This window comes from Pseudomonas sp. BF-R-24 (assembly GCF_019947335.1).
GTDB classification, from domain to species: domain Bacteria; phylum Pseudomonadota; class Gammaproteobacteria; order Pseudomonadales; family Pseudomonadaceae; genus Aquipseudomonas; species Aquipseudomonas jessenii.
On the sequence record NZ_JAGYGG010000002.1, the window covers coordinates 68004 to 88254 of the forward strand.

At 60.1% G+C, this 20251-nt stretch carries 17 protein-coding genes; 10 read left to right on the forward strand and 7 right to left on the reverse strand.

Annotation, left to right across the window (positions count from 1 at the left end; all coding sequences use genetic code 11):
• Window positions 1–15: 15 nt before the first annotated feature.
• On the forward strand, window positions 16–1248 hold the full coding sequence (locus KGA98_RS01865) for a sterol desaturase family protein (RefSeq protein ID WP_223500613.1): 1233 nt from the start codon (window positions 16–18) through the stop codon (window positions 1246–1248).
• Here KGA98_RS01865 and KGA98_RS01870 read toward each other — a convergent pair.
• Window positions 1232–1864, reverse strand: a complete 633-nt coding sequence (locus tag KGA98_RS01870) for a DedA family protein (protein WP_223500620.1) — start codon at window positions 1862–1864, stop codon at window positions 1232–1234. The genes KGA98_RS01865 and KGA98_RS01870 overlap by 17 nt on opposite strands.
• 206 nt (window positions 1865–2070) lie before the next feature.
• Here KGA98_RS01870 and hemB point away from each other — a divergent pair, with 206 nt between their 5' ends.
• Window positions 2071–3084: a porphobilinogen synthase gene (gene hemB / locus KGA98_RS01875; RefSeq protein WP_046039035.1), complete on the forward strand. Its 1014-nt coding sequence runs from the start codon at window positions 2071–2073 to the stop codon at window positions 3082–3084.
• An 18-nt stretch (window positions 3085–3102) separates the two neighbouring features.
• Entirely contained in the window at window positions 3103–5331 is a 2229-nt protein-coding gene (gene ppk1 / locus KGA98_RS01880) for a polyphosphate kinase 1 (RefSeq protein ID WP_150813728.1), read from the forward strand.
• A 167-nt stretch (window positions 5332–5498) separates the two neighbouring features.
• Here the strand turns inward: ppk1 and ppx are convergent, their stop codons facing one another.
• The 5 genes from ppx to KGA98_RS01905 form a co-directional block, all read right to left on the reverse strand.
• Window positions 5499–7001 carry an exopolyphosphatase gene (gene ppx / locus KGA98_RS01885; RefSeq protein ID WP_223500622.1) on the reverse strand — a complete coding sequence of 501 codons (1503 nt, stop codon included), beginning with the start codon at window positions 6999–7001 and terminating at the stop codon, window positions 5499–5501.
• 206 nt (window positions 7002–7207) lie between these two features.
• Complete coding sequence (locus KGA98_RS01890) at window positions 7208–7945, reverse strand: amino acid ABC transporter ATP-binding protein (RefSeq protein ID WP_223500624.1); 738 nt, start codon at window positions 7943–7945, stop codon at window positions 7208–7210.
• Window positions 7932–8582, reverse strand: a complete 651-nt coding sequence (locus KGA98_RS01895) for an amino acid ABC transporter permease (RefSeq protein ID WP_150701863.1) — start codon at window positions 8580–8582, stop codon at window positions 7932–7934. Before KGA98_RS01895 ends, KGA98_RS01890 begins: the two co-directional genes overlap by 14 nt.
• Window positions 8579–9247 carry an amino acid ABC transporter permease gene (locus KGA98_RS01900; RefSeq protein ID WP_223500626.1) on the reverse strand — a complete coding sequence of 223 codons (669 nt, stop codon included), beginning with the start codon at window positions 9245–9247 and terminating at the stop codon, window positions 8579–8581. The genes KGA98_RS01895 and KGA98_RS01900 overlap by 4 nt, the downstream gene beginning before the upstream one ends.
• 22 nt (window positions 9248–9269) lie before the next feature.
• On the reverse strand, window positions 9270–10055 hold the full coding sequence (locus KGA98_RS01905; RefSeq protein WP_223500628.1) for a transporter substrate-binding domain-containing protein: 786 nt from the start codon (window positions 10053–10055) through the stop codon (window positions 9270–9272).
• A 256-nt stretch (window positions 10056–10311) separates the two neighbouring features.
• Here KGA98_RS01905 and KGA98_RS01910 point away from each other — a divergent pair, with 256 nt between their 5' ends.
• From KGA98_RS01910 to KGA98_RS01940, 7 genes are all read left to right on the forward strand, one after another.
• Complete coding sequence (locus KGA98_RS01910; protein WP_154909838.1) at window positions 10312–11019, forward strand: FadR/GntR family transcriptional regulator; 708 nt, start codon at window positions 10312–10314, stop codon at window positions 11017–11019.
• Between the two features lie 120 nt (window positions 11020–11139).
• A complete protein-coding gene (gene trxA, locus KGA98_RS01915; RefSeq protein ID WP_003206727.1) occupies window positions 11140–11469 on the forward strand; it encodes a thioredoxin TrxA in 330 nt (109 codons plus the stop codon).
• 247 nt (window positions 11470–11716) lie between these two features.
• Window positions 11717–12976, forward strand: coding sequence for a transcription termination factor Rho (rho, locus tag KGA98_RS01920; protein WP_057712815.1), 1260 nt, complete (start codon window positions 11717–11719; stop codon window positions 12974–12976).
• Between the two features lie 182 nt (window positions 12977–13158).
• The gene (locus KGA98_RS01925; protein ID WP_223500630.1) at window positions 13159–15156 is read left to right on the forward strand and encodes an acyltransferase family protein; all 1998 of its coding nucleotides are present in this window, start codon (window positions 13159–13161) and stop codon (window positions 15154–15156) included.
• 69 nt (window positions 15157–15225) lie between these two features.
• Window positions 15226–16692, forward strand: a complete 1467-nt coding sequence (gene ubiD, locus KGA98_RS01930; RefSeq protein ID WP_008048693.1) for a 4-hydroxy-3-polyprenylbenzoate decarboxylase — start codon at window positions 15226–15228, stop codon at window positions 16690–16692.
• Window positions 16692–17660, forward strand: a complete 969-nt coding sequence (locus KGA98_RS01935; RefSeq protein ID WP_223500632.1) for a CDP-6-deoxy-delta-3,4-glucoseen reductase — start codon at window positions 16692–16694, stop codon at window positions 17658–17660. The genes ubiD and KGA98_RS01935 overlap by 1 nt, the downstream gene beginning before the upstream one ends.
• A gap of 314 nt (window positions 17661–17974) precedes the next feature.
• Window positions 17975–18643: a gamma-glutamylcyclotransferase gene (locus KGA98_RS01940; RefSeq protein WP_090452075.1), complete on the forward strand. Its 669-nt coding sequence runs from the start codon at window positions 17975–17977 to the stop codon at window positions 18641–18643.
• Here the strand turns inward: KGA98_RS01940 and glpT are convergent.
• Complete coding sequence (gene glpT / locus KGA98_RS01945; RefSeq protein ID WP_008048696.1) at window positions 18619–19968, reverse strand: glycerol-3-phosphate transporter; 1350 nt, start codon at window positions 19966–19968, stop codon at window positions 18619–18621. The two genes, KGA98_RS01940 and glpT, sit on opposite strands and share 25 nt — an antisense overlap.
• Between the last annotated feature and the right edge of the window lie 283 nt (window positions 19969–20251).

The following is a 20251-nucleotide window of genomic DNA, read 5'->3' on the forward strand; positions in this document are numbered from 1 at the left end:
CGATCAGGGCGCGTCATGGACTTCATTCTGTATGCGGTGCCGTTTTTCTTTGTGCTGATCGCCGCCGAGCTGTTGGCCGACCGTTGGCGCGGGGTGAGCAATTATCGGGTGGCAGACGCGATCAACAGCATCAGTACCGGCGTGCTGTCGACCACTACGGGTCTGTTGACCAAGGGGGTGGGGGTGGTGACCTACGCCTTTGCCCTCAAGCACTTGGCGTTGTTCGAGTTGTCGGCCGACAGCATCTGGACCTGGGTGTTTGCCTTTGTCTTCTACGATTTCTGCTACTACTGGCTGCATCGCATGGGTCACGAGCGCAACATCCTCTGGGCCGCCCATTCGGTGCATCACCAGAGCGAGGACTACAACCTGTCCACGGCCTTGCGCCAGTCCAGTACCGGCTTCCTGCTGGGCTGGATCTTCTATCTGCCGATGGCAGTGTCCGGCGTGCCGCTGCTGGTGTTCGTCAGCGTCGCGGCGCTGAACCTGCTGTACCAGTTCTGGGTGCACACGCGGCACATTCCCAAGCTTGGCTGGTTCGAATGGTTCTTTGTCACGCCGTCCAATCATCGGGCTCACCATGCACAGAACGCTCTCTACATGGATCGCAACTACGGCGGCGTGTTCATTATTTGGGACCGTCTGTTCGGCTCGTTCCAGGAAGAAGACGACAACGAGCCGGTGATCTTCGGCGTGACCACGCCACTGGCGAGCTGGAACCCCGTGTGGGCGAACGTGCAGTTCTACGCGCAGTTGTGGGCAGATACGCGTCGTGCCGAAAGCACCTGGGACAAGCTGCGGATCTGGTTCATGCGCACCGGCTGGCGCCCGGCGGAGGTGGCTGCCAGATACCCGATGAACAAGCCGGACCTGAGCCAGTTTCGCAAATTCGAGGTGGCGCTGGACGGGCGTCAGCAGCTCTACGTCCTCCTGCAGTTCTGCGTCTATATCGCGCTGGGCAGTTACTTGATGAATCTTGAGCCGAAGCTGTCCGTCGTCGCCCTGGCGTTGGGCTGGGGAGCGGTGGCGTTCGGTCTGTTTGTGCTGGGCGTGGCTCTGGAGAATCGCCCGTGGGCGTTGAAGCTGGAGCTGGTGCGGCTGGCGTCGAATCTGCCATTGGTATGGCTGGCCCCGATGGTGGGGCTGTGGCCGGCCAGCGCCGTGGGCTGGGTCGGCCTGTTCAGTTACAGTCTGTTGAGCGGCATCGGTCTCTACTGTTGCAGAAACCGCATCACTCGGCTGGCGTAGTAGGGCCTTCGGCTTTGGTTCGTTCGGCCTTCAGGGCTTGTTCGTCGGCGTAGACCTGCTTGGCCAGGCGGGCATTCTTGAAGCGCCGACGCAGCCACAGCACGAAGCCCAGGACCAGCAGCGCACCGAGCACCCAGAGTTCATACTTCTTCACACTGCCGAGCATGCCTTCGAGCACCGTGCCGAAATGGTACGCGGCGGCCGCCAGGGCTGTGGCCCAGATCGCTGCGCCAATGCCGTTGAGCAGCAGGTAACGGCCCGGCGGATAGCCCGACAGCCCGATGGCCACCGGCATGACCGTGCGCAAACCGTAGACGAAGCGGAAGCTCAATACCCAGATGTCCGGATGCTTGCGAATGTGTTCCAGCGCCCGGTCACCCATCATCTGCCAGCGGGGTTTGCGCGCCAGCAGTTTGCGGCCGTGTTTGCGTCCCAGGAAATACCACAGTTGGTCGCCGGCATAGCTGCCGAAGAAGGCCACGACCACCACCAGGTTGATGTCCATGTATCCACGGAACGCGAGGAAGCCCGCGAGTACCAGGATGGTTTCGCCTTCGAAGAACGTGCCTAGAAAAAGGGCAAAATAGCCGAAGTCATGCAGAAATTGTTGGAGCATTGTCTGGGTGCTGGCGAAATGAACGCGCAGCCTAACCCTTCGGACACATTCAGGAAAGTGTCCAAATGTGTCTCGACGTGAACATTTCCTACAACGACAATGGAATGCGGCTACCTGTCACAGGGGTGCACACAACTGTAATACGTTCGTCATAATGGCCGCTTATAACTGTCACGCTCGCACGCCTGCGGGCTCAGGAGTCTGCCGTGAGCTTTACCCCCGCCAACCGTTTGTTCCCAGCAACCCGCCTGCGCCGCAATCGTCGTGACGACTTCTCGCGTCGTCTGGTCCGTGAAAACGTCCTGACCGTCGATGACCTGATCCTGCCGGTGTTCGTTCTGGACGGCGAAAACCGTCGCGAAGCGGTGGCTTCGATGCCGGGCGTCGAACGCCTGACCATCGACCTGTTGCTGGAAGAAGCGGCCAAGTGGGTCGAGTTGGGGATTCCGGCGCTGGCGCTGTTCCCGGTGACACCAGCGGAACTCAAGTCGCTGGACGCCGCCGAGGCGTGGAACCCCGAAGGCATCGCCCAACGCGCGACCCGTGCGCTGCGTGCACGATTCCCTGAGCTGGGCGTGATCACCGACGTTGCCCTGGACCCGTTCACCACCCACGGCCAGGACGGCATTCTTGATGAAGAAGGCTACGTGCAGAACGACATCACCGTCGACGCACTGGTCAGGCAAGCCCTGTCCCACGCTGAAGCCGGCGCTCAGGTCGTGGCTCCATCGGACATGATGGACGGTCGCATCCAGGCGATCCGCGAAGCTCTCGAAGTGGCCGGTCACGTCAATGTGCGGATCATGGCCTACTCGGCCAAGTACGCCAGTGCCTATTACGGCCCGTTCCGTGATGCCGTCGGTTCGGCGCTGAATCTGGGCAAGGCCAACAAGGCCTCCTATCAGATGGACCCGGCCAACAGCAACGAAGCCCTGCACGAAGTGGCGGCGGACTTGTCAGAAGGTGCAGACATGGTCATGGTCAAGCCAGGCATGCCGTACCTGGACATCCTGTGCCGGGTAAAAGAAGAATTCAAAGTGCCGACTTTTGTTTATCAAGTCAGCGGCGAATACGCCATGCACATGGCGGCGATCCAGAATGGCTGGTTGAGCGAAGGGGTTATCCTCGAGTCCCTGACCGCTTTCAAACGTGCAGGGGCTGATGGCATCCTGACGTATTTCGCCGTTCGTGCCGCTCAATTGTTACGAGAGCAAAAATAGCCCTCCCAGGAACATTCGATGAATACCGAAGTGCTCACTGAAGTTGCCGTAAAAGACGCTCAACCTGTGGTGGAGCAAGTCGACGAGACCCCGCCGGAGCTGGAGCCAGCTCCGCCCGCGGCGGTCGTCGAAACCGCCGTGACAGCGCCGGCGCCAGCGCTGGCCATTCCCGGCCTGGATGACAGCAGCCTGTACATCCACCGCGAGCTCTCGCAACTGCAGTTCAACATCCGCGTGCTGGAGCAGGCGCTGGACGAGTCCTATCCATTGCTGGAGCGGCTGAAGTTTCTGTTGATCTTCTCCAGCAACCTGGACGAGTTCTTCGAAATTCGTGTCGCCGGCCTCAAGAAGCAGATCACCTTCGCCCGTGAACAGGCCGGCGCCGATGGTCTGCAACCGCATCAGGCCCTGGCCCGCATCAGCGAACTGGTCCATGGTCACGTCGATCGCCAGTACGCGATCCTCAACGACATCCTGTTGCCGGAACTGGAAAAGCATCAGGTCCGCTTCATCCGTCGCCGTAACTGGACGGCCAAGCTCAAGACCTGGGTCCGTCGCTATTTCCGTGACGAGATCGCGCCGATCATCACCCCGATCGGCCTCGACCCGACGCACCCGTTCCCGTTGCTGGTGAACAAGAGCCTGAACTTCATCGTCGAGCTCGAAGGCATCGACGCCTTTGGCCGCGATTCCGGTCTGGCGATCATCCCGGCGCCACGCCTGTTGCCGCGCATCATCAAGGTGCCGGAAGAAGTCGGCGGCGCCGGCGACAACTATGTCTTCCTGTCGTCGATGATCCACGCCCACGCCGATGACCTGTTCCAGGGGATGAAGGTCAAGGGCTGCTACCAGTTCCGCCTGACCCGTAACGCCGACCTGGCGCTGGACTCCGAAGACGTCGAAGACCTGGCCCGTGCCTTGCGCGGCGAACTGTTCTCCCGTCGCTATGGCGATGCGGTGCGTCTGGAAGTGGCCGACACCTGCCCGAAACACCTGTCCGACTACCTGCTCAAGCAATTCAACCTGAGCGAGACGGAGTTGTATCAGGTCAACGGTCCGGTGAACCTGACGCGGCTGTTCAGCATTACCGGCCTGGACAGCCAGCGCGAGCTGCAATACCTGCCGTTCACCCCGCAGATTCCAAAACTGCTGCAGAACAGCGAGAACATTTTCAGCGTGATCAGCAAGCAGGACATCCTGTTGCTGCACCCGTTCGAGTCGTTCACTCCGGTGGTCGACCTGCTGCGCCAGGCCGCCAAGGACCCGCACGTGCTGGCGGTGCGCCAGACCTTGTACCGCTCCGGCGCGAACTCGGAAATCGTCGATGCGCTGGTGGATGCGGCGCGTAACGGCAAAGAGGTCACCGCGGTGATCGAACTGCGCGCACGGTTCGACGAAGAGTCCAACCTGCAACTGGCCAGCCGTCTGCAAGCGGCCGGTGCGGTGGTGATCTATGGTGTGGTCGGCTTCAAGACCCACGCCAAGATGATGCTGATTTTGCGGCGCGAAGCGGGTGAAATCGTGCGTTATGCGCACCTCGGTACGGGTAACTACCACGCCGGCAACGCCCGCCTGTATACCGACTACAGCCTGCTGACCTCCGACGACGCCTTGTGCGAAGACGTCGGCAAACTGTTCAGTCAGTTGATCGGCATGGGTAAGACGCTGCGCATGAAAAAACTGCTGCATGCGCCGTTCACCCTGAAAAAGGGCATGCTCGACATGATTGCCCGCGAAACCCAGTTCGCCCTCGACGGCAAACCGGCGCACATCATTGCCAAGTTCAACTCGCTGACCGATCCGAAGATCATCCGCGCACTGTACAAGGCCAGCCAGTCGGGCGTGCGTATCGATCTGGTGGTGCGTGGCATGTGCTGCCTGCGACCGGGCATCGCCGGGGTTTCCCACAACATCCACGTGCGTTCGATCATCGGCCGCTTCCTGGAACACACCCGGGTCTTCTATTTCCTCAACGGTGGCGACGAGCAGATGTTCCTGTCCAGTGCCGACTGGATGGAGCGCAACCTCGACAAGCGCGTCGAGACTTGCTTCCCGGTGGAGGGCAAGAAGCTGATCATGCGGGTCAAGAAAGAGCTGGAGTTGTATCTGACCGATAACACCCACAGTTGGAGCCTGCAGTCGGACGGCCGTTACATCCGTAACACTCCGACCGGCAACCAGAACCCGCGCAGCGCCCAGGCGACATTGCTGGAGCGTTTGGGCAGTCCGATCCTGGCCGTCCGGTAACGACTGCAACCTGTGGGAGCGAGCTTGCTCGCGATGACGGTGTGTCAGGCAACGATGTGTTGATTGACCATCCGCCATCGCGAGCAAGCTCGCTCCCACAGGGGAATAGTGGCGTTTGCAGAATCGCAGACAAAAAAAGGCCTTCCGAAGAAGGCCTTTTTTCAATTTCAGCGAGCGCTCAACACGATGTCGACCCGGGTCAGCCATTGCGCTTCGATTTCGAAGTCGGCCTGGGTCAGCTGGTTTTCGTCCAGCCAGTTCTCCGGGAACACCACTTCCAGGCTATTGCCATTGGCATTCAGTTCCACCTGGGGCATTTGCTGGGTGCCACGGATGTGGTGGAACAGGATCGCAAAGCGCAGCAGTACGCACAGGCGAATCAGCTTGATGCCGTCATCGCCGAAATCGGCGAACTTGTCCTTGGGAATGTTGCGTCGGTGACCGCGTACCAACAGCGCGAGCATCAACTGGTCTTCGCGGGAGAACCCGGCGAGGTCCGAGTGCTCGATCAGGTAGGCGCCGTGCTTGTGGTACTGGTAGTGAGCGATGTCCAGGCCCACCTCATGGACCTTGGCCGCCCAGCCGAGCAATTCGCGCCAGACGCCGTCTTCCAGATCCCAGTCCTCGGCCACCTGATCGAACGCATGCAGTGCCTTGCGCTCGACCCGTACCGCCTGTTCCTGGTCGACGTGGTAGCGTTCCATCAGCGAAGTGAGGGTGCGTTCGCGCACGTCTTCGTGATGATGGCGGCCCAGCAGGTCATAGAGCACGCCTTCGCGCAGGGCACCTTCGCAGTGATCCATGCGTTGCAGTTCCAGGGAGTCGAAGATCGCCTCGAGGATCGCCAGGCCCGCCGGAAAGATCGCCCGGCGATCCGGCTTGATACCTTCGAAATCGATTTTTTCGACGTCGCCCAGCTTGATCAGTTTGCGCTTGAGCCAGGCCAGGCCCTCGGCGTTGACCTCGCCGGTGCCGTAGCCGCCAGCCTTCAGCGCCAGGCCGATGGCGCGGATGGTGCCCGAGGAGCCGATGGCTTCATCCCAGGTCAGGCGATGCAGGGCATGCTCGATGCTCATGATCTCCAGCCGTGCTGCCGTGTACGCCTGGGCGTAACGGGCCGGGGTGATCTTGCCGTCCTTGAAATAGCGCTGGGTGTAGCTGACGCAACCCATCTGCAGGCTTTCGCGCAGCAGCGGTTCGAAGCGCTGGCCAATGATGAACTCGGTACTGCCGCCACCGATGTCGGCCACCAGGCGCTTGCCCGGGGTGTCGGCGAGGGTGTGGGACACGCCGAGATAGATCAGGCGCGCTTCTTCACGACCGGAAATGACTTCCACCGGGTGGCCGAGAATTTCTTCGGCGCGACGGATGAATTCGGCGCGGTTGCGGGCTTCACGCAATGCGTTGGTGCCCACGATTCGCACGGCGCCGGTGGGCATACCGCTGATCAGTTGGGCGAAACGCTTGAGGCAATCGAGCCCGCGTTGCATCGATTCTTCGTTGAGATGGCGCTCTTCGTCGATGCCGGCGGCCAGCTGAACCTTCTCCCCGAGGCGCTCGAGAATGCGGATTTCAGCGTTCTGGGCCTTGGCCACGACCATGTGAAAACTGTTGGAGCCCAGGTCGATTGCGGCGATCAGGGACAGATTCTTGGCTTGGGATTGCGGCATGGTCTGGGGTCTCGGTCGATAACCTCGACATCGTGCCACGATCAACGGCTGGCGCCAACGCGCAGTGTTCAAAGCCTTGATCCAGCACAGCAAAGACGGTGACCGCTGCGCGGTCAATCGCGAGCAGGCTCGCTCCCACAAGAATTTCGCCATCCTGTGGGAGCGAGCCTGCTCGCGAAGAGGGCATCACAGACACTTGAGCTCTTTCAGGCTGTCGCCTCCACGGTCCCAATGAAATTCGCCAGCTCCGCCGTCTGCGGGTTGGCGAACAGTACTTTCGGATCCCCAACCTCATGCACCTTGCCCTGGTGCATGAACACCAACTTATCCCCAACCTCCCGGGCGAAGCGCATTTCGTGGGTGACCATGATCAGCGTCATGCCTTCCCTGGTCAGTTGCCGGACCACGCTCAGCACTTCGTTGACCAGTTCCGGGTCCAGTGCCGAGGTGATTTCGTCACATAGCAAAACCTTCGGCGACATCGCCAGTGCCCGGGCAATCGCTACCCGCTGTTGCTGCCCGCCCGACAGCCGATCAGGGAATGCATCGAACTTTTCCCCCAGTCCGACCCTTTCCAGCATCTGCCGCGCCAGTTCGGCGGCCTTGGCTTTCGGCACTTTTTGCACCACTTGCGGCGCGAGCATGACGTTTTCGCCCACGGTCAGGTGCGGGAACAGATTGAACTGTTGGAACACCATGCCGACTTTCTGCCGCAGGCTGCGCAGGTCGGCGCGGGCGGCGTCGAGGTACTCGCCGTCGACTTCGATCACTCCGTCGTTGATTGACTCCAGGCCGTTGAGGGTGCGCAGCAAGGTGGACTTGCCCGAGCCACTACGGCCGATGATCGCCACCACCTGGCCTTCCTCGATGCTCAGGTCGATGCCTTTGAGCACATGGTGATCGCCATAGTATTTATGCAGGGCGGAAATTCTAAGCAGAGGCATGCAGTCTCCTTTCCAGGTATCGCGCACTGAGCGACAAGGGGTAGCAGAGCAGGAAGTAGCCGAGGGCGACGAGGCCGTAGACCATGAACGGTTCGAAGGTGGCGTTGGCGAGCATGCCGCCGGTCTTGGTCAGCTCGGTGAAGCCGATGATCGAGGTGACGGCGGTGCCTTTGACCACTTGCACCGAAAACCCCACTGTCGGCGCCACGGCGATGCGCAGGGCCTGGGGCAGGATCACATAGCGCAATTGTTCCAGCGGGTTCAGCGCCAGGCTCGATGAGGCTTCCCACTGACCGTTGGGAATCGAATCGACGCAACCGCGCCAGATCTCCGCCAGATAAGCACTGGTGAACAACGTCAGTGCAATCGCCGCGGCCATCCACGGCGAAATCTCGATCCCGGCCAATGCCACGCCGAAAAACACCAGGAACAGCTGCATCAATAGCGGTGTGCCCTGAAACAGTTCGATGTAAGTGCGGGCGAAACTGCGCGGCAGGGATTTTTTCGAGATGCGCATGACCATGATCAGCAAGCCAATCAGTCCGCCGCCAATGAACGCCACCAGCGACAGCGCCAGCGTCCATTGCAGGCCCGTGAGCAGGTTGCGCACGATGTCCCAGAAAGTGAAGTCGCTCATCGGCTGCTCCTTGCGATGAAGCGGTGGCCAAGCCAGTTCAGCAACTGACGGATCAGCAGCGCCATGCACAGGTACAGCAGTGTGGTCAGGGCGTAGGTTTCAAAGGCGCGGAAGTTGCGCGACTGAATGAAGTTGGCGGCGAAGCTCAGCTCCTCCGTCGCGATTTGCGAACACACCGCCGAGCCGAGCATCACGATGATGATCTGGCTGCTCAGGGCTGGCCAGACTTTGCCCAGTGCTGGCAGCAGCACCACATGACGGAACGCTTCGAAGCGCGTCATCGCCAGTGCCGCTGCGGCTTCCAGCTGACCCCGAGGGATCGCCTGGATGCCGGCGCGGATGATCTCGGTGGAATAGGCGCCGAGGTTGATGACCATCGCCAGCACCGCCGCCTGCCATTCGGAAATCTGCACGCCCAGGGACGGCAAGCCGAAGAAGATGAAAAACAACTGCACCAGAAATGGCGTGTTGCGGATCAACTCGACGTAAACCGCGAAAATCCCCGCGAAAGGCCGGATGTTCCACGCCCGCACCAGCGCCCCGACGATGCCCAGCCCCACGCCGAGCACAGCGCCGATGGCGGTCAGCTCAAGGGTGAACAGCGCACCGCGCAGCAACAGATCGGTGTTGTCCACCACCGGCAGGAAATCGAACTGATAAGCCATAAAACGTCTCCAGCGCGCCGAATCAGAGATCGGCCGGCAGCGGTTCTTTCAGCCAGGTCAGGGCGTTCTTTTCCAGCGCGCCGTCGCTCTTGGCGGTCACCAGAATCTGGTTGACCTTGTCCAGCAGCGCCGACTCGTTCTTGTTCACGCCGACGTAGACCGGTGAGTCCTTGAGCTTCACTTTCAGCGCCGGCACGCGTTTCGGGCTCTTCTCGCTGATGGCGACCATCACCACGTTGCCGCTGGCGATCAGGTCGACTTGCCCGGCCAGGTACGCGGCAATGGTCGAGTTGTTGTCTTCGAAACGCTTGATGGTCACGCCTTCGGGGGCGACCTTGGTCAGCTCGATATCTTCGATGGCACCACGGGTGACGCTGATGGTCTTGCCCTTGAGATCGTCCAGGCCCTTGATGTCGGCGTCTGGCGGACCGAACACGGCAAGGTAGAACGGCGCGTAGGCGCGGGAGAAGTCGATGACTTTTTCGCGCTCCGGGTTCTTGCCGAGGCTGGAGATCACCAGGTCGACCTTGCCGGTGGTGAGGAACGGGATGCGGTTGGTGCTGTTGACTGGCGTCAGTTCGAGTTTGACCTTGAGTTGGTCGGCCAGCAGTTTCGCGGTGTCGATATCGAGGCCGCGGGGTTTCATGTCCGGGCCGACCGAGCCGAATGGCGGGAAGTCCTGGGGCACGGCCACCTTGAGGACGCCGCGCTTGACCACATCCTCCAGACCATCGGCGTGGGCGGGTGCCTGGCTCAGCATCAGGCTGGTGAACAAGGCTGCGAGGAGGGCGCTGTAACGCTGGGTCATGGCAAATCTCCGGATCGGCAAGAAGTGATTTCTGCGGATCGACAGAGCATGGGCCATGCCAACATGGGGTTTTGAGGGCGCCAGGGCACGGTTTTGCTGGCGTCGCACGGTCTTACTGGTCTGAACAGTCAGGTTGCTTTTCGCACCCCGATGGCGCAGCCGTGAAAATCTCCGAACCCCCATGGGGCACGACTTGCCGGGCGTCGCGAATAGCTTTACAACTGAGCGCACATTGGCCTGGTTCGTCTGGAAAACCATGAACTCGATCTCCCGCGCCGTACCTGAAGTGGCGCTGCAAGCCATCCGCAAACTGATTACCGAACAGGGCTTCGGGCCGGGGGATGCCTTGCCCTCGCAACGGGACCTGGCGGTGCAATTGGGGGTCAGTCGGGCGTCGTTGCGCGAGGCGTTGTCATCGCTGAGTGCGCTGGGGGTCATCAGTATCCAGCCGGGCAAAGGCGTATTCGTGCAATCGCCCGTGGAGCTACCGCGGGGCGATGCGGCGCCGGGCTGGCCGTTCGCGGCGCAGGCTTCGCCGTTGGACATCTTTCAGTTGCGCTATGCGCTGGAAGGTTTTGCTGCGGGGTTGGCGGCCGTAACCTTGAGCACCGACGAACTCGATGCGCTGGAAGACAATGTCGCCGCCATGCGCAATGAGCTGAAGTCCGGCGACTTCGAAGCCGCGGCCCGCCTGGATTTCGAATTCCACCGCCGCATCCTGCTGGCCAGCGGCAATCAGGCGATGCTGAGCATCCTGACCGCCAGCGCCGACATCTTCCTGGAAAGCCAGAAGCTACCGTTCATCCGGGTCGAGCGGGCCATGGAAACCTGGCAGGAACACCGCAAAATCCTTCGTGCGCTGGCTCGCCGAGCGTCTGGCGCCGCGCAAAAGGCCATGCAAGAGCACGTACGTAACGCCGCGTTGCGCACCGGAATCGCGTTCATCGCTCCCGCCACTTCATGACCTGAGCTATACCCAAACTCATGGATCACCATAGCGAGACTCAATCATCTGCACCTTCCTGAACGAGGGAAGGACCGCTATGATGGGCCACGTTTTTTTGCTTACAACCTGGAGAATTCCATGAGCAGCGATCTTATCAAACACGTTAGCGACGCTAGCTTCGAGGCCGACGTACTCAAGGCCGAAGGCGCTGTACTGGTCGACTACTGGGCTGAATGGTGCGGCCCTTGCAAAATGATCGCTCCGGTTCTGGACGAAATTGCCGAGACTTACAAAGGCAAGCTGACCGTTGCCAAGCTGAACATCGACGAAAACCAGGAAACCCCGGCCAAGCACGGCGTGCGCGGTATCCCGACCCTGATGCTGTTCAAGAACGGCAACGTTGAAGCGACCAAGGTCGGCGCACTGTCGAAGTCGCAACTGGCTGCCTTCCTCGACGCCAACATCTAAGCGTCGTTGCAAAGTGTCCTGAAAAAGCCCCGCAAATAGCGGGGCTTTTTGCGTATTCAGGGCTAGACGCTCCTAAACTCAGGTGGTACATTCGGCCCCGCACTGGTTTCTCCATTGCCCCCTGCTAGCCGTCGCCGACGCACTCCTTTTCGAATAAGTACGCGATCCTGTCGCCTTCTCTGCGGCGCGGCCTCATTAAGCCAAAAGCTTAATTTCCCCCCTCCATAAATGATTACGTCATTCCTATATGAATCTGACTGAACTCAAGCAAAAGCCGATTACCGAACTGCTCGAATTGGCCGAACAGATGGGCATAGAAAATATGGCCCGTTCGCGCAAGCAGGACGTGATTTTCTCCCTGCTCAAGAAGCACGCGAAAAGCGGTGAGGAAATCTCCGGTGATGGCGTGCTGGAGATTCTCCAGGACGGCTTCGGCTTCCTGCGCTCCGCTGACGCTTCCTATCTCGCAGGTCCGGACGATATCTACGTCTCGCCGAGCCAGATCCGTCGTTTCAACTTGCGCACCGGTGACACCATCGTTGGCAAGATCCGCCCTCCAAAGGAAGGCGAGCGTTATTTCGCGCTGCTCAAGGTCGACACGATCAACTTCGACCGTCCGGAAAACGCGAAGAACAAGATTCTCTTCGAGAACCTGACCCCGCTGTTCCCGACCGTGCGCATGAAGATGGAAGCCGGTAACGGTTCCACCGAAGACTTGACCGGTCGTGTCATCGACCTGTGCGCCCCGATCGGTAAAGGCCAGCGCGGTCTGATCGTTGCACCGCCGAAAGCCGGCAAGACGATCATGCTGCAGAACATTGCCGCGAACATCGCGCGTAACAACCCTGAAGTTCACCTGATCGTGCTGCTGATCGACGAACGTCCGGAAGAAGTAACCGAAATGCAGCGCACCGTGCGCGGTGAAGTGGTTGCCTCGACGTTCGACGAGCCGCCAACCCGTCACGTGCAGGTTGCCGAAATGGTGATCGAGAAGGCCAAGCGCCTGGTCGAGCACAAGAAAGACGTGGTGATCCTGCTCGACTCCATCACTCGTCTGGCGCGCGCCTACAACACCGTGATCCCGAGCTCCGGCAAGGTACTGACCGGTGGTGTCGATGCCCACGCCCTGGAGAAACCGAAGCGTTTCTTCGGCGCCGCGCGGAACATCGAAGAAGGCGGCTCGCTGACCATCATCGCCACCGCGCTGGTTGAAACCGGTTCGAAGATGGACGAAGTGATCTACGAGGAATTCAAAGGCACCGGCAACATGGAGCTGCCTCTGGATCGCCGCATCGCTGAAAAACGTGTGTTCCCGGCCATCAACATCAACCGTTCCGGCACCCGCCGCGAAGAGTTGCTGACCGCCGACGACGAGCTGCAGCGCATGTGGATTCTGCGCAAACTGCTGCACCCGATGGATGAAATTGCTGCCATCGAGTTCCTGGTCGACAAGCTGAAAACGACCAAGACCAACGACGAATTCTTCCTGTCGATGAAGCGCAAGTAACATCGCCCGTTGAGTTCAAGAGAATGGCGCCCCGGTGGGGCGCCTTTTTTTTGCCTGGGCCATGGGAGGTTTTTGATTGGCCAAGGTCAGTTGGTTAGCACTTCAACCAGCCGCGTTTGCGGTCATCTCCGGGGGCGATGCTCAAGCGCGCTGAAAATAACGATCTGACCGGTTTAATGTTTATGAGCTCACTGGCTTATCGAAGGGATATCGACGGCTTGCGCGCAGTGGCGGTGATCGCCGTCGTGCTGTTTCACTTTGGCGTTCCTGGGGTTACCGGCGGCTTTGTCGGCGTGGACGTGTTTTTCGTGATTTCCGGTTACCTGATCACGTCGATCATCTGGAGTCAGCGCCAGGCCGGGCAATTCAGCTTCGTCGATTTCTGGGCCCGGCGTGCGCGGCGGATTTTGCCGGCGTTGTTCGCGATGGTCATTGCGGTGCTGGCGGTCGGCTGGTTTTTGCTGGCACCGAAGGATTACGAAGAGCTGGGACGATCGGTGCGTTACCAGGTGATGTTCGTCTCCAACATCCTGTTCATGCGCCAGGACGGCTATTTCGACGTCGCCTCCGATCTCAAGCCCCTGCTGCACACCTGGTCGCTGGCGGTGGAGGAGCAGTTTTACATCGTCTTCCCGTTGCTGCTCACACTGCTGTCGAGCCGTCTCAAGCATTGGCGACTGGCGCTGTTCAGCGTATTGCTGCTGTCCTTTGGTTTGAGCGTGTGGGCTGTCGCCCATCATCCGGAAAAAGCTTTCTTCCTGTTGCCTATGCGTGCGTGGGAGCTATTGGCCGGTGCGATGCTGGCGGTAGCGCCCAGGTCTGCATGGCGTCTCAAGCCGATGGCAGCGCAATGGCTGAGTCTGCTCGGTATGTTGCTGATCTTGTTGGCGGTGTTCGGTTATGACAAGGCCACGCCATTCCCGGGTGTCGCGGCGTTGCTGCCCGTGCCGGGTGTGGTGCTGTTGATTCTGGCCAACGGTCATCGTGAAACCTGGGTTGGTCAGTTTTTGAGCAGTCGGATAATGGTCGGCCTCGGTCTGATTTCATACTCCTGGTACCTGTGGCACTGGCCGGTGTTCGTATTCTCCAGCTATGCCAGCGTCGGTGAAACGAGTGTTTTCGACAGTGTCGGGTTGATTTTACTGACGCTGTTGCTGGGTTATCTGTCGTGGAAATTCGTCGAAACCCCGTTTCGTGAGCGTCGCCTGCTCGCCGGGCGCCGGCAGATTCTGCTCGCTGGTGCCTGCGGCGTCCTGGTGCTCGGCCTGGCCGGACAAGCCTTGCGATGGACCGACGGCTTGCCATGGCGTCTGTCTGACCAGGCCCTGCAATACGCCAAGGGTCGCGAATGGCGGCCAGAGCTGATGGCCTGCCTGGCCGATGACAAGACGCCGGATGACAAGTTGTTCTGCCGTTATGGCGCGCAAAACCGCCTGCCCCCAGCGCTTGTCTGGGGCGATAGCCATGCCACGGCGTTGATTCCGGTTTTCGACGAGGGTGCCAAGGCCCATGGCGTCAATGTGATGCTCGCCAGTTCTGCTGGCTGTTTGCCTGTCGAAGGCCTGGAGCACGATGCGCGTTGTGCGCGGTTCAATCGACGTGTTGAACAGGCCCTGAAGCCGCAAGCTGTCAGCGATGTGGTGCTGGTCGCGCACTGGAGCCTATACCTCTATGGCGATGCCAAAGGTGATCTGGGCCACGTTCTGAAAAGCGCTGACGGGCATTACGACCGCGCAATTGCCGAACAACGTCTGGCCGATGGCTTGCGTACCCGAGTCGCGCAATTGCGTGCCGGCGGGCATCGGGTCTGGCTGGTAAAAGAGGCGCCGTTGCAGGCCTTCAGCCCACCGTATCGCCTCACCCGTCTGGCAATGCTGGCCCGTCCGGTCGACGATGTCGGGCTGGCGCTCGCAGAGCATCACAAGCGCCAGGCATTCATCAGTCAATTGTTCGCACAATTGGCGCAGGACCCGGCGGTACAGGTGGTGGACCCGGCGCCAAGACTGTGTGATGCCAGCGGCCTGTGCCGCGCCGAACGCGGCGGCTACTCGTTGTACACCGATGACAATCACCTCTCGGAAGTCGGTGCGCGGTTCGTGGCGCCGATCCTCGAACCGCTGTTTGTCAGTCTGCAAGCCAGGGCAAACGAGGGGAAACCGCAGGTGAATGCATCCAGATAAGCAGCGATAAGCTGCCAGCGGCCGGCAGAGCAGGTAGGATGTACGCCTATTTTTCGGGTGCCATCATCAATGAAATTCAAGGATCTTCGGGATTTCGTGCAGCAGCTTGAGCAGCGCGGAGAGTTGAAACGCATCCAGATCCCCGTCTCTCCAGTGCTGGAGATGACCGAGGTGTGTGATCGCACGCTGCGTGCCAAAGGCCCGGCGCTGTTGTTCGAAAAGCCGACAGGCTATGACATCCCGGTACTCGGCAACCTGTTCGGTACCCCCGAGCGGGTCGCCATGGGCATGGGTGCCGAGTCGGTCAGCGAGCTGCGCGAGATCGGCAAGCTGCTGGCGTTCCTAAAGGAACCCGAGCCGCCCAAAGGCTTGAAGGATGCCTGGTCCAAGCTGCCGATCTTCCGCAAGATCATTTCGATGGCGCCGAAAGTCGTCAAGGACGCGGTGTGCCAGGAAGTGGTCATCGAAGGCGACGACGTCGACCTGGCCATGCTGCCGGTGCAGACCTGCTGGCCGGGCGATGTCGGTCCGCTGATCACCTGGGGCCTGACCGTCACCAAAGGCCCGAACAAGGATCGCCAGAACCTCGGAATCTACCGTCAGCAAGTGATCGGTCGCAACAAGGTCATCATGCGCTGGCTGAGCCACCGTGGCGGCGCGCTGGATTACCGCGAGTGGTGCGAAAAGCATCCGGGCCAGCCGTTCCCGGTTTCCGTGGCCCTGGGCGCTGACCCGGCGACCATCCTCGGTGCCGTGACCCCGGTGCCCGACAGCCTTTCCGAATACGCCTTCGCAGGCCTCCTGCGCGGTAACCGCACTGAGTTGGTGAAGTGTCGCGGCAACGACCTGCAAGTGCCGGCCACCGCCGAAATCATCCTCGAAGGCGTGATCCATCCGGGCGAGATGGCCGATGAAGGCCCATACGGCGACCACACCGGTTACTACAACGAAGTCGACAGCTTCCCGGTGTTCACCGTCGAGCGCATTACCCATCGGATCAAGCCGATCTACCACAGTACCTACACCGGCCGTCCGCCGGATGAGCCGGCGATCCTCGGCGTGGCATTGAACGAAGTGTTCGTGCCGATCCTGCAGAAGCAGTTCCCGGAGATCACCGATTTCTACCTGCCGCCGGAAGGTTGCTCGTACCGCATGGCCATCGTGACCATGAAAAAGTCGTATCCGGGTCATGCCAAGCGGGTAATGCTGGGTGTCTGGTCGTTTTTGCGACAGTTCATGTACACCAAGTTCGTTATCGTCACCGACGACGATATCAACGCCCGGGACTGGAACGACGTGATCTGGGCCATCACCACGCGCATGGACCCCAAGCGGGACACCGTGATGATCGACAACACGCCGATCGACTACCTCGACTTCGCCTCGCCGGTTTCCGGCCTGGGGTCGAAAATGGGCCTCGATGCCACGCATAAATGGCCGGGCGAAACTACTCGCGAATGGGGCCGGGTCATCGTCAAGGACGATGCCGTGACCCAGCGGATCGATGCCATCTGGAATCAGTTAGGAATAGATTGATGCGTGTAACCTTGCAGCCCTCCGGAGCAGTACTTGAGATATTGCCCGGCGAGCGGATTCTCGATGGCGCACGACGTCTGGGCTACGAATGCCCGCAAAGCTGCCGCAACGGCAATTGCCACGTGTGCGCGGCGCTGCTGGTGGAAGGCCGGGTCGAGCAGGCTGGCAATGTGCGTGACCATGGCGAGTTCTACACTTGCATAGCGGAGCCGCTGGAAGACTGCATCGTGCTGTGGGATGGCGTGCTCGCGCTGGGAGAACTGCCGGTGCGCAGCGTGTCGTGTCAGGTCATTGAGTGTAAGGAGGTGGGCGGCGACACCTGGCGCGTGCGTCTGCGGGCTCCGGCCGGCAAACCGCCGCGCTACCACGCTGGCCAGTACCTGATGATCGAACGGGAGAGCGGCGAAAAGTCCGCATTCTCCCTCGCCTCGGCACCGCATGCGGGGCGCGACCTGGAAATCCACGTACTGGCGCGCGAATCCAGTGCGCTGAGCCTGATCGAACAGCTCCAGCGCAACAGCATGGTGCGGGTCGAATTGCCGTTCGGCGATACCCACCTGGAGGAGTTGCCGGAAGGTTCTCTCGTGCTGATCGCCGCGGGTACCGGCATGGGCCAGATCCATAGTCTGATCGAGCATTGCCGGGCCTCAGGTTTCAAGCACCCGGTGCATCTGTATTGGGGCGTGCGTCGTCCTGAAGATTTTTATCAAATCGAGCATTGGGACGAATGGCTGAAGTTGCCCAACCTGTTCCTGCACAAGGTCGTCAGCGATCAATGCGGTTGGGAAGGGCGGTGCGGCATGTTGCATGAAGCGGTCTGTGAAGACTTCCCTGACCTCAAGCCGCTACACGTGTACGCCAGTGGCTCTCCGGCCATGGTCTACGGCACGCTGGATGCGCTGGTGGAAGCGGGAATGGATGCCCACCAGATGCGTGCCGACGTATTTGCCTACGCACCAAGATCCTGATGCTGCACACCCTGTAGGAGCGAGCTTGCTCGCGATGGGCCCAAGAACACCGCGGGCAGCCTGACTTCCCGCGTAATCGTTAACGACCATCGCGAGCAGGCTCGCTCCTACAGGTTATCCTGTTATAACTCTCTATATAGCCCATCGGTATTTATAAAAGTATGTAAATGCCGGTAGGTTATATTCCATCCAGGCAATTCATTAAGAACTGTGCCATGGCACTCAAATTGCCTTAAAACTTATGTGCCTTATTGTTACAGCCGTGCGTTCTATTAAGTAATTCTTCACCCGCGGGGAGCTGAACGCTATTCGCCATGAGCGCCATTGAATCTGCTTTTTTGAATCTGGCTTACCCTCCGCGGCTCGATCTGGGGCCGCAGCTCACTCACGAACAACTGCTCAGCTCGATGCAATCGACCATGGCGCGCCACAAGGGCGGGCCGGTGTGGCTGTTTGCGTATGGCTCGCTGATCTGGCGCCCTGAATGCACGGCGGTTGAGCGGGTTCGCGGCCGGGTGCATGGCTACCATCGCGGGTTGTACCTTTGGTCCCACGAACATCGCGGCACCCCGGAAATGCCCGGCCTGGTGTTTGGCCTGGATCGCGGCGGTTCTTGCAGCGGTTTCGCCTATCGCTTGCCCGAAGAGCAACTCGAAGCCTCGCTCTACGCACTTTGGCAGCGCGAGATGCCTTTCCCTTCCTACCGCCCGCACTGGCTCAACTGCCGCCTCGACGATGGCAGCCAGGTTCAGGCATTGGGTTTTGTGCTGGAACGACACCTGCCCAGCTATGCCGGCAACTTGCCGGACCATGTGCTGAGCCATGTGTTCGAAAACGCCTGCGGGCGCTACGGCACCACTCGCGATTATGTCGAGCAGACCGCGCACGCCCTTCGTAGCCACGCCATGCCAGACCGGAATCTGGAGGCGCGGCTCAAGCGCTGTAAATCAAAGGCCGATCAAGCGAGTGCTTCGCGGCCCTGACTGGCGATTTGTTTGTGCCGTAGTGTCGGGGCCAGGAAGGCCATCGCCAACAGGCAGGCACCGACCAGCAGCACGAAACCGCCGTCCCAACCGAAATGGTCCACGGTGTAGCCCATCGCTGCACTGGCCGCGACCGAACCGCCCAAGTAACCGAACAGACCGGTAAAGCCCGCCGCCGTACCGGCAGCTTTCTTCGGTGCCAGTTCCAGCGCCTGCAGGCCGATCAGCATCACCGGGCCGTAGATCAGGAAGCCAATGGAAAGCAGCGCGATCATGTCGACCATCGGATTGCCGGCCGGGTTGAGCCAGTAAACCAGCGTCGCGACCGTCACCAACGCCATGAACACCATGCCGGTCAGGCCACGGTTGCCACGGAAGATCTTGTCCGACATCCAGCCGCACAGCAGCGTGCCCGGGATACCTGCCCACTCGTAGAAGAAGTACGCCCACGAGGTTTTATCCACAGTGAAACCCTTGGCTTCCTTCAGGTAGGTCGGTGCCCAGTCCAGCACGCCGTAGCGCAGCAGATAGACAAAGACGTTGGCCAAGGCGATGTACCAGAGCATTTTGTTGCGCAGCACGTATTTGACGAAGATTTCCTTGGCGCTGAATTCCTCTTCGTGGCTGGCGTCGTAGCCTTCCGGGTAGTCGTTCTTGTATTGCTCGATCGGCGGCAGGCCAACCGATTGCGGGGTGTCGCGCATGGTCACAAAGGCAAACACCGCTACTGCCAGCGCCACGGCTGCCGGTACGTAGAACGCGGCGTGCCAGTCATTGAACAGCCCCATGCCGATCAGGAACAACGGGCCGATCAGGCCACCGCCGACGTTGTGCGCCACGTTCCAGACGGACACCACGCCGCCACGTTCCTTCTGCGACCACCAGTGCACCATGGTCCGGCCACTCGGCGGCCAACCCATGCCCTGCGCCCAGCCGTTGATGAACAGCAAAATGAACATCATGGTCACGCTGGACGTCGCCCAAGGCGCGAAACCGAAAATGAACATCACCCCAGCCGACACCAGAAGACCGAATGGCAGGAAGAAGCGCGGGTTGGAACGGTCGGACACCAGGCCCATGAGAAACTTCGACAGACCGTAGGCAATCGCGATGGCGGACATCGCCAGACCCAGCTGGCCACGGGAGTAGCCCTCATCGATCAGATACGGCATGGCCAGGGAGAAGTTTTTGCGCAGCAGGTAGTAACCGGCATAGCCAATGAAAATGCCGGCGAAAATCTGCCAGCGAAGGCGTCGGTAGGTGCTGTCTATTTTTTCTTCAGGCAATGGAGCCTGATGTGCGGCAGGACGAAAGAAAGCAAACATTCAAGAGCTCCAGATTTCTTGTTTTGACTGCGGATACGAATGTTACAGTTTCGTTACCGAAAATAGCACCGGTTCTCATCGGCAAAACAGCGGAAATGTTGGAAGTCGCGCATTCCTTTATGAACATGTCGCTCAGATGTAAGTGAAGGGCGTTGTAGGAAGCGTTACCTGTTTTCGTTTGGGGCATTTGATCTGCCCGGAATGGGGCAGGACTTTAGGAAAGATCCTTCGTTTAAAGCAGAAGTCATGGCGTTATGTCGAATGGCCCGGCGCTTTAACCTTT

Bases quoted from the DNA above. Each gene is read 5' to 3' on its own strand.
- KGA98_RS01910 (WP_154909838.1), top strand. From the start codon at position 10,312: ATGAACTCGATCTCCCGCGCCGTACCTGAAGTGGCGCTGCAAGCCATC.
- trxA (WP_003206727.1), top strand. From the start codon at position 11,140: ATGAGCAGCGATCTTATCAAACACGTTAGCGACGCTAGCTTCGAGGCC.
- rho (WP_057712815.1), top strand. From the start codon at position 11,717: ATGAATCTGACTGAACTCAAGCAAAAGCCGATTACCGAACTGCTCGAA.
- KGA98_RS01865 (WP_223500613.1), top strand. From the start codon at position 16: ATGGACTTCATTCTGTATGCGGTGCCGTTTTTCTTTGTGCTGATCGCC.
- KGA98_RS01905 (WP_223500628.1), bottom strand. From the start codon at position 10,055: ATGACCCAGCGTTACAGCGCCCTCCTCGCAGCCTTGTTCACCAGCCTG.
- KGA98_RS01870 (WP_223500620.1), bottom strand. From the start codon at position 1,864: ATGCTCCAACAATTTCTGCATGACTTCGGCTATTTTGCCCTTTTTCTA.
- KGA98_RS01925 (WP_223500630.1), top strand. From the start codon at position 13,159: ATGAGCTCACTGGCTTATCGAAGGGATATCGACGGCTTGCGCGCAGTG.
- KGA98_RS01900 (WP_223500626.1), bottom strand. From the start codon at position 9,247: ATGGCTTATCAGTTCGATTTCCTGCCGGTGGTGGACAACACCGATCTG.
- ubiD (WP_008048693.1), top strand. From the start codon at position 15,226: ATGAAATTCAAGGATCTTCGGGATTTCGTGCAGCAGCTTGAGCAGCGC.
- KGA98_RS01895 (WP_150701863.1), bottom strand. From the start codon at position 8,582: ATGAGCGACTTCACTTTCTGGGACATCGTGCGCAACCTGCTCACGGGC.
- KGA98_RS01890 (WP_223500624.1), bottom strand. From the start codon at position 7,945: ATGCCTCTGCTTAGAATTTCCGCCCTGCATAAATACTATGGCGATCAC.
- KGA98_RS01940 (WP_090452075.1), top strand. From the start codon at position 17,975: ATGAGCGCCATTGAATCTGCTTTTTTGAATCTGGCTTACCCTCCGCGG.
- ppk1 (WP_150813728.1), top strand. From the start codon at position 3,103: ATGAATACCGAAGTGCTCACTGAAGTTGCCGTAAAAGACGCTCAACCT.
- ppx (WP_223500622.1), bottom strand. From the start codon at position 7,001: ATGCCGCAATCCCAAGCCAAGAATCTGTCCCTGATCGCCGCAATCGAC.
- KGA98_RS01935 (WP_223500632.1), top strand. From the start codon at position 16,692: ATGCGTGTAACCTTGCAGCCCTCCGGAGCAGTACTTGAGATATTGCCC.
- glpT (WP_008048696.1), bottom strand. From the start codon at position 19,968: ATGTTTGCTTTCTTTCGTCCTGCCGCACATCAGGCTCCATTGCCTGAA.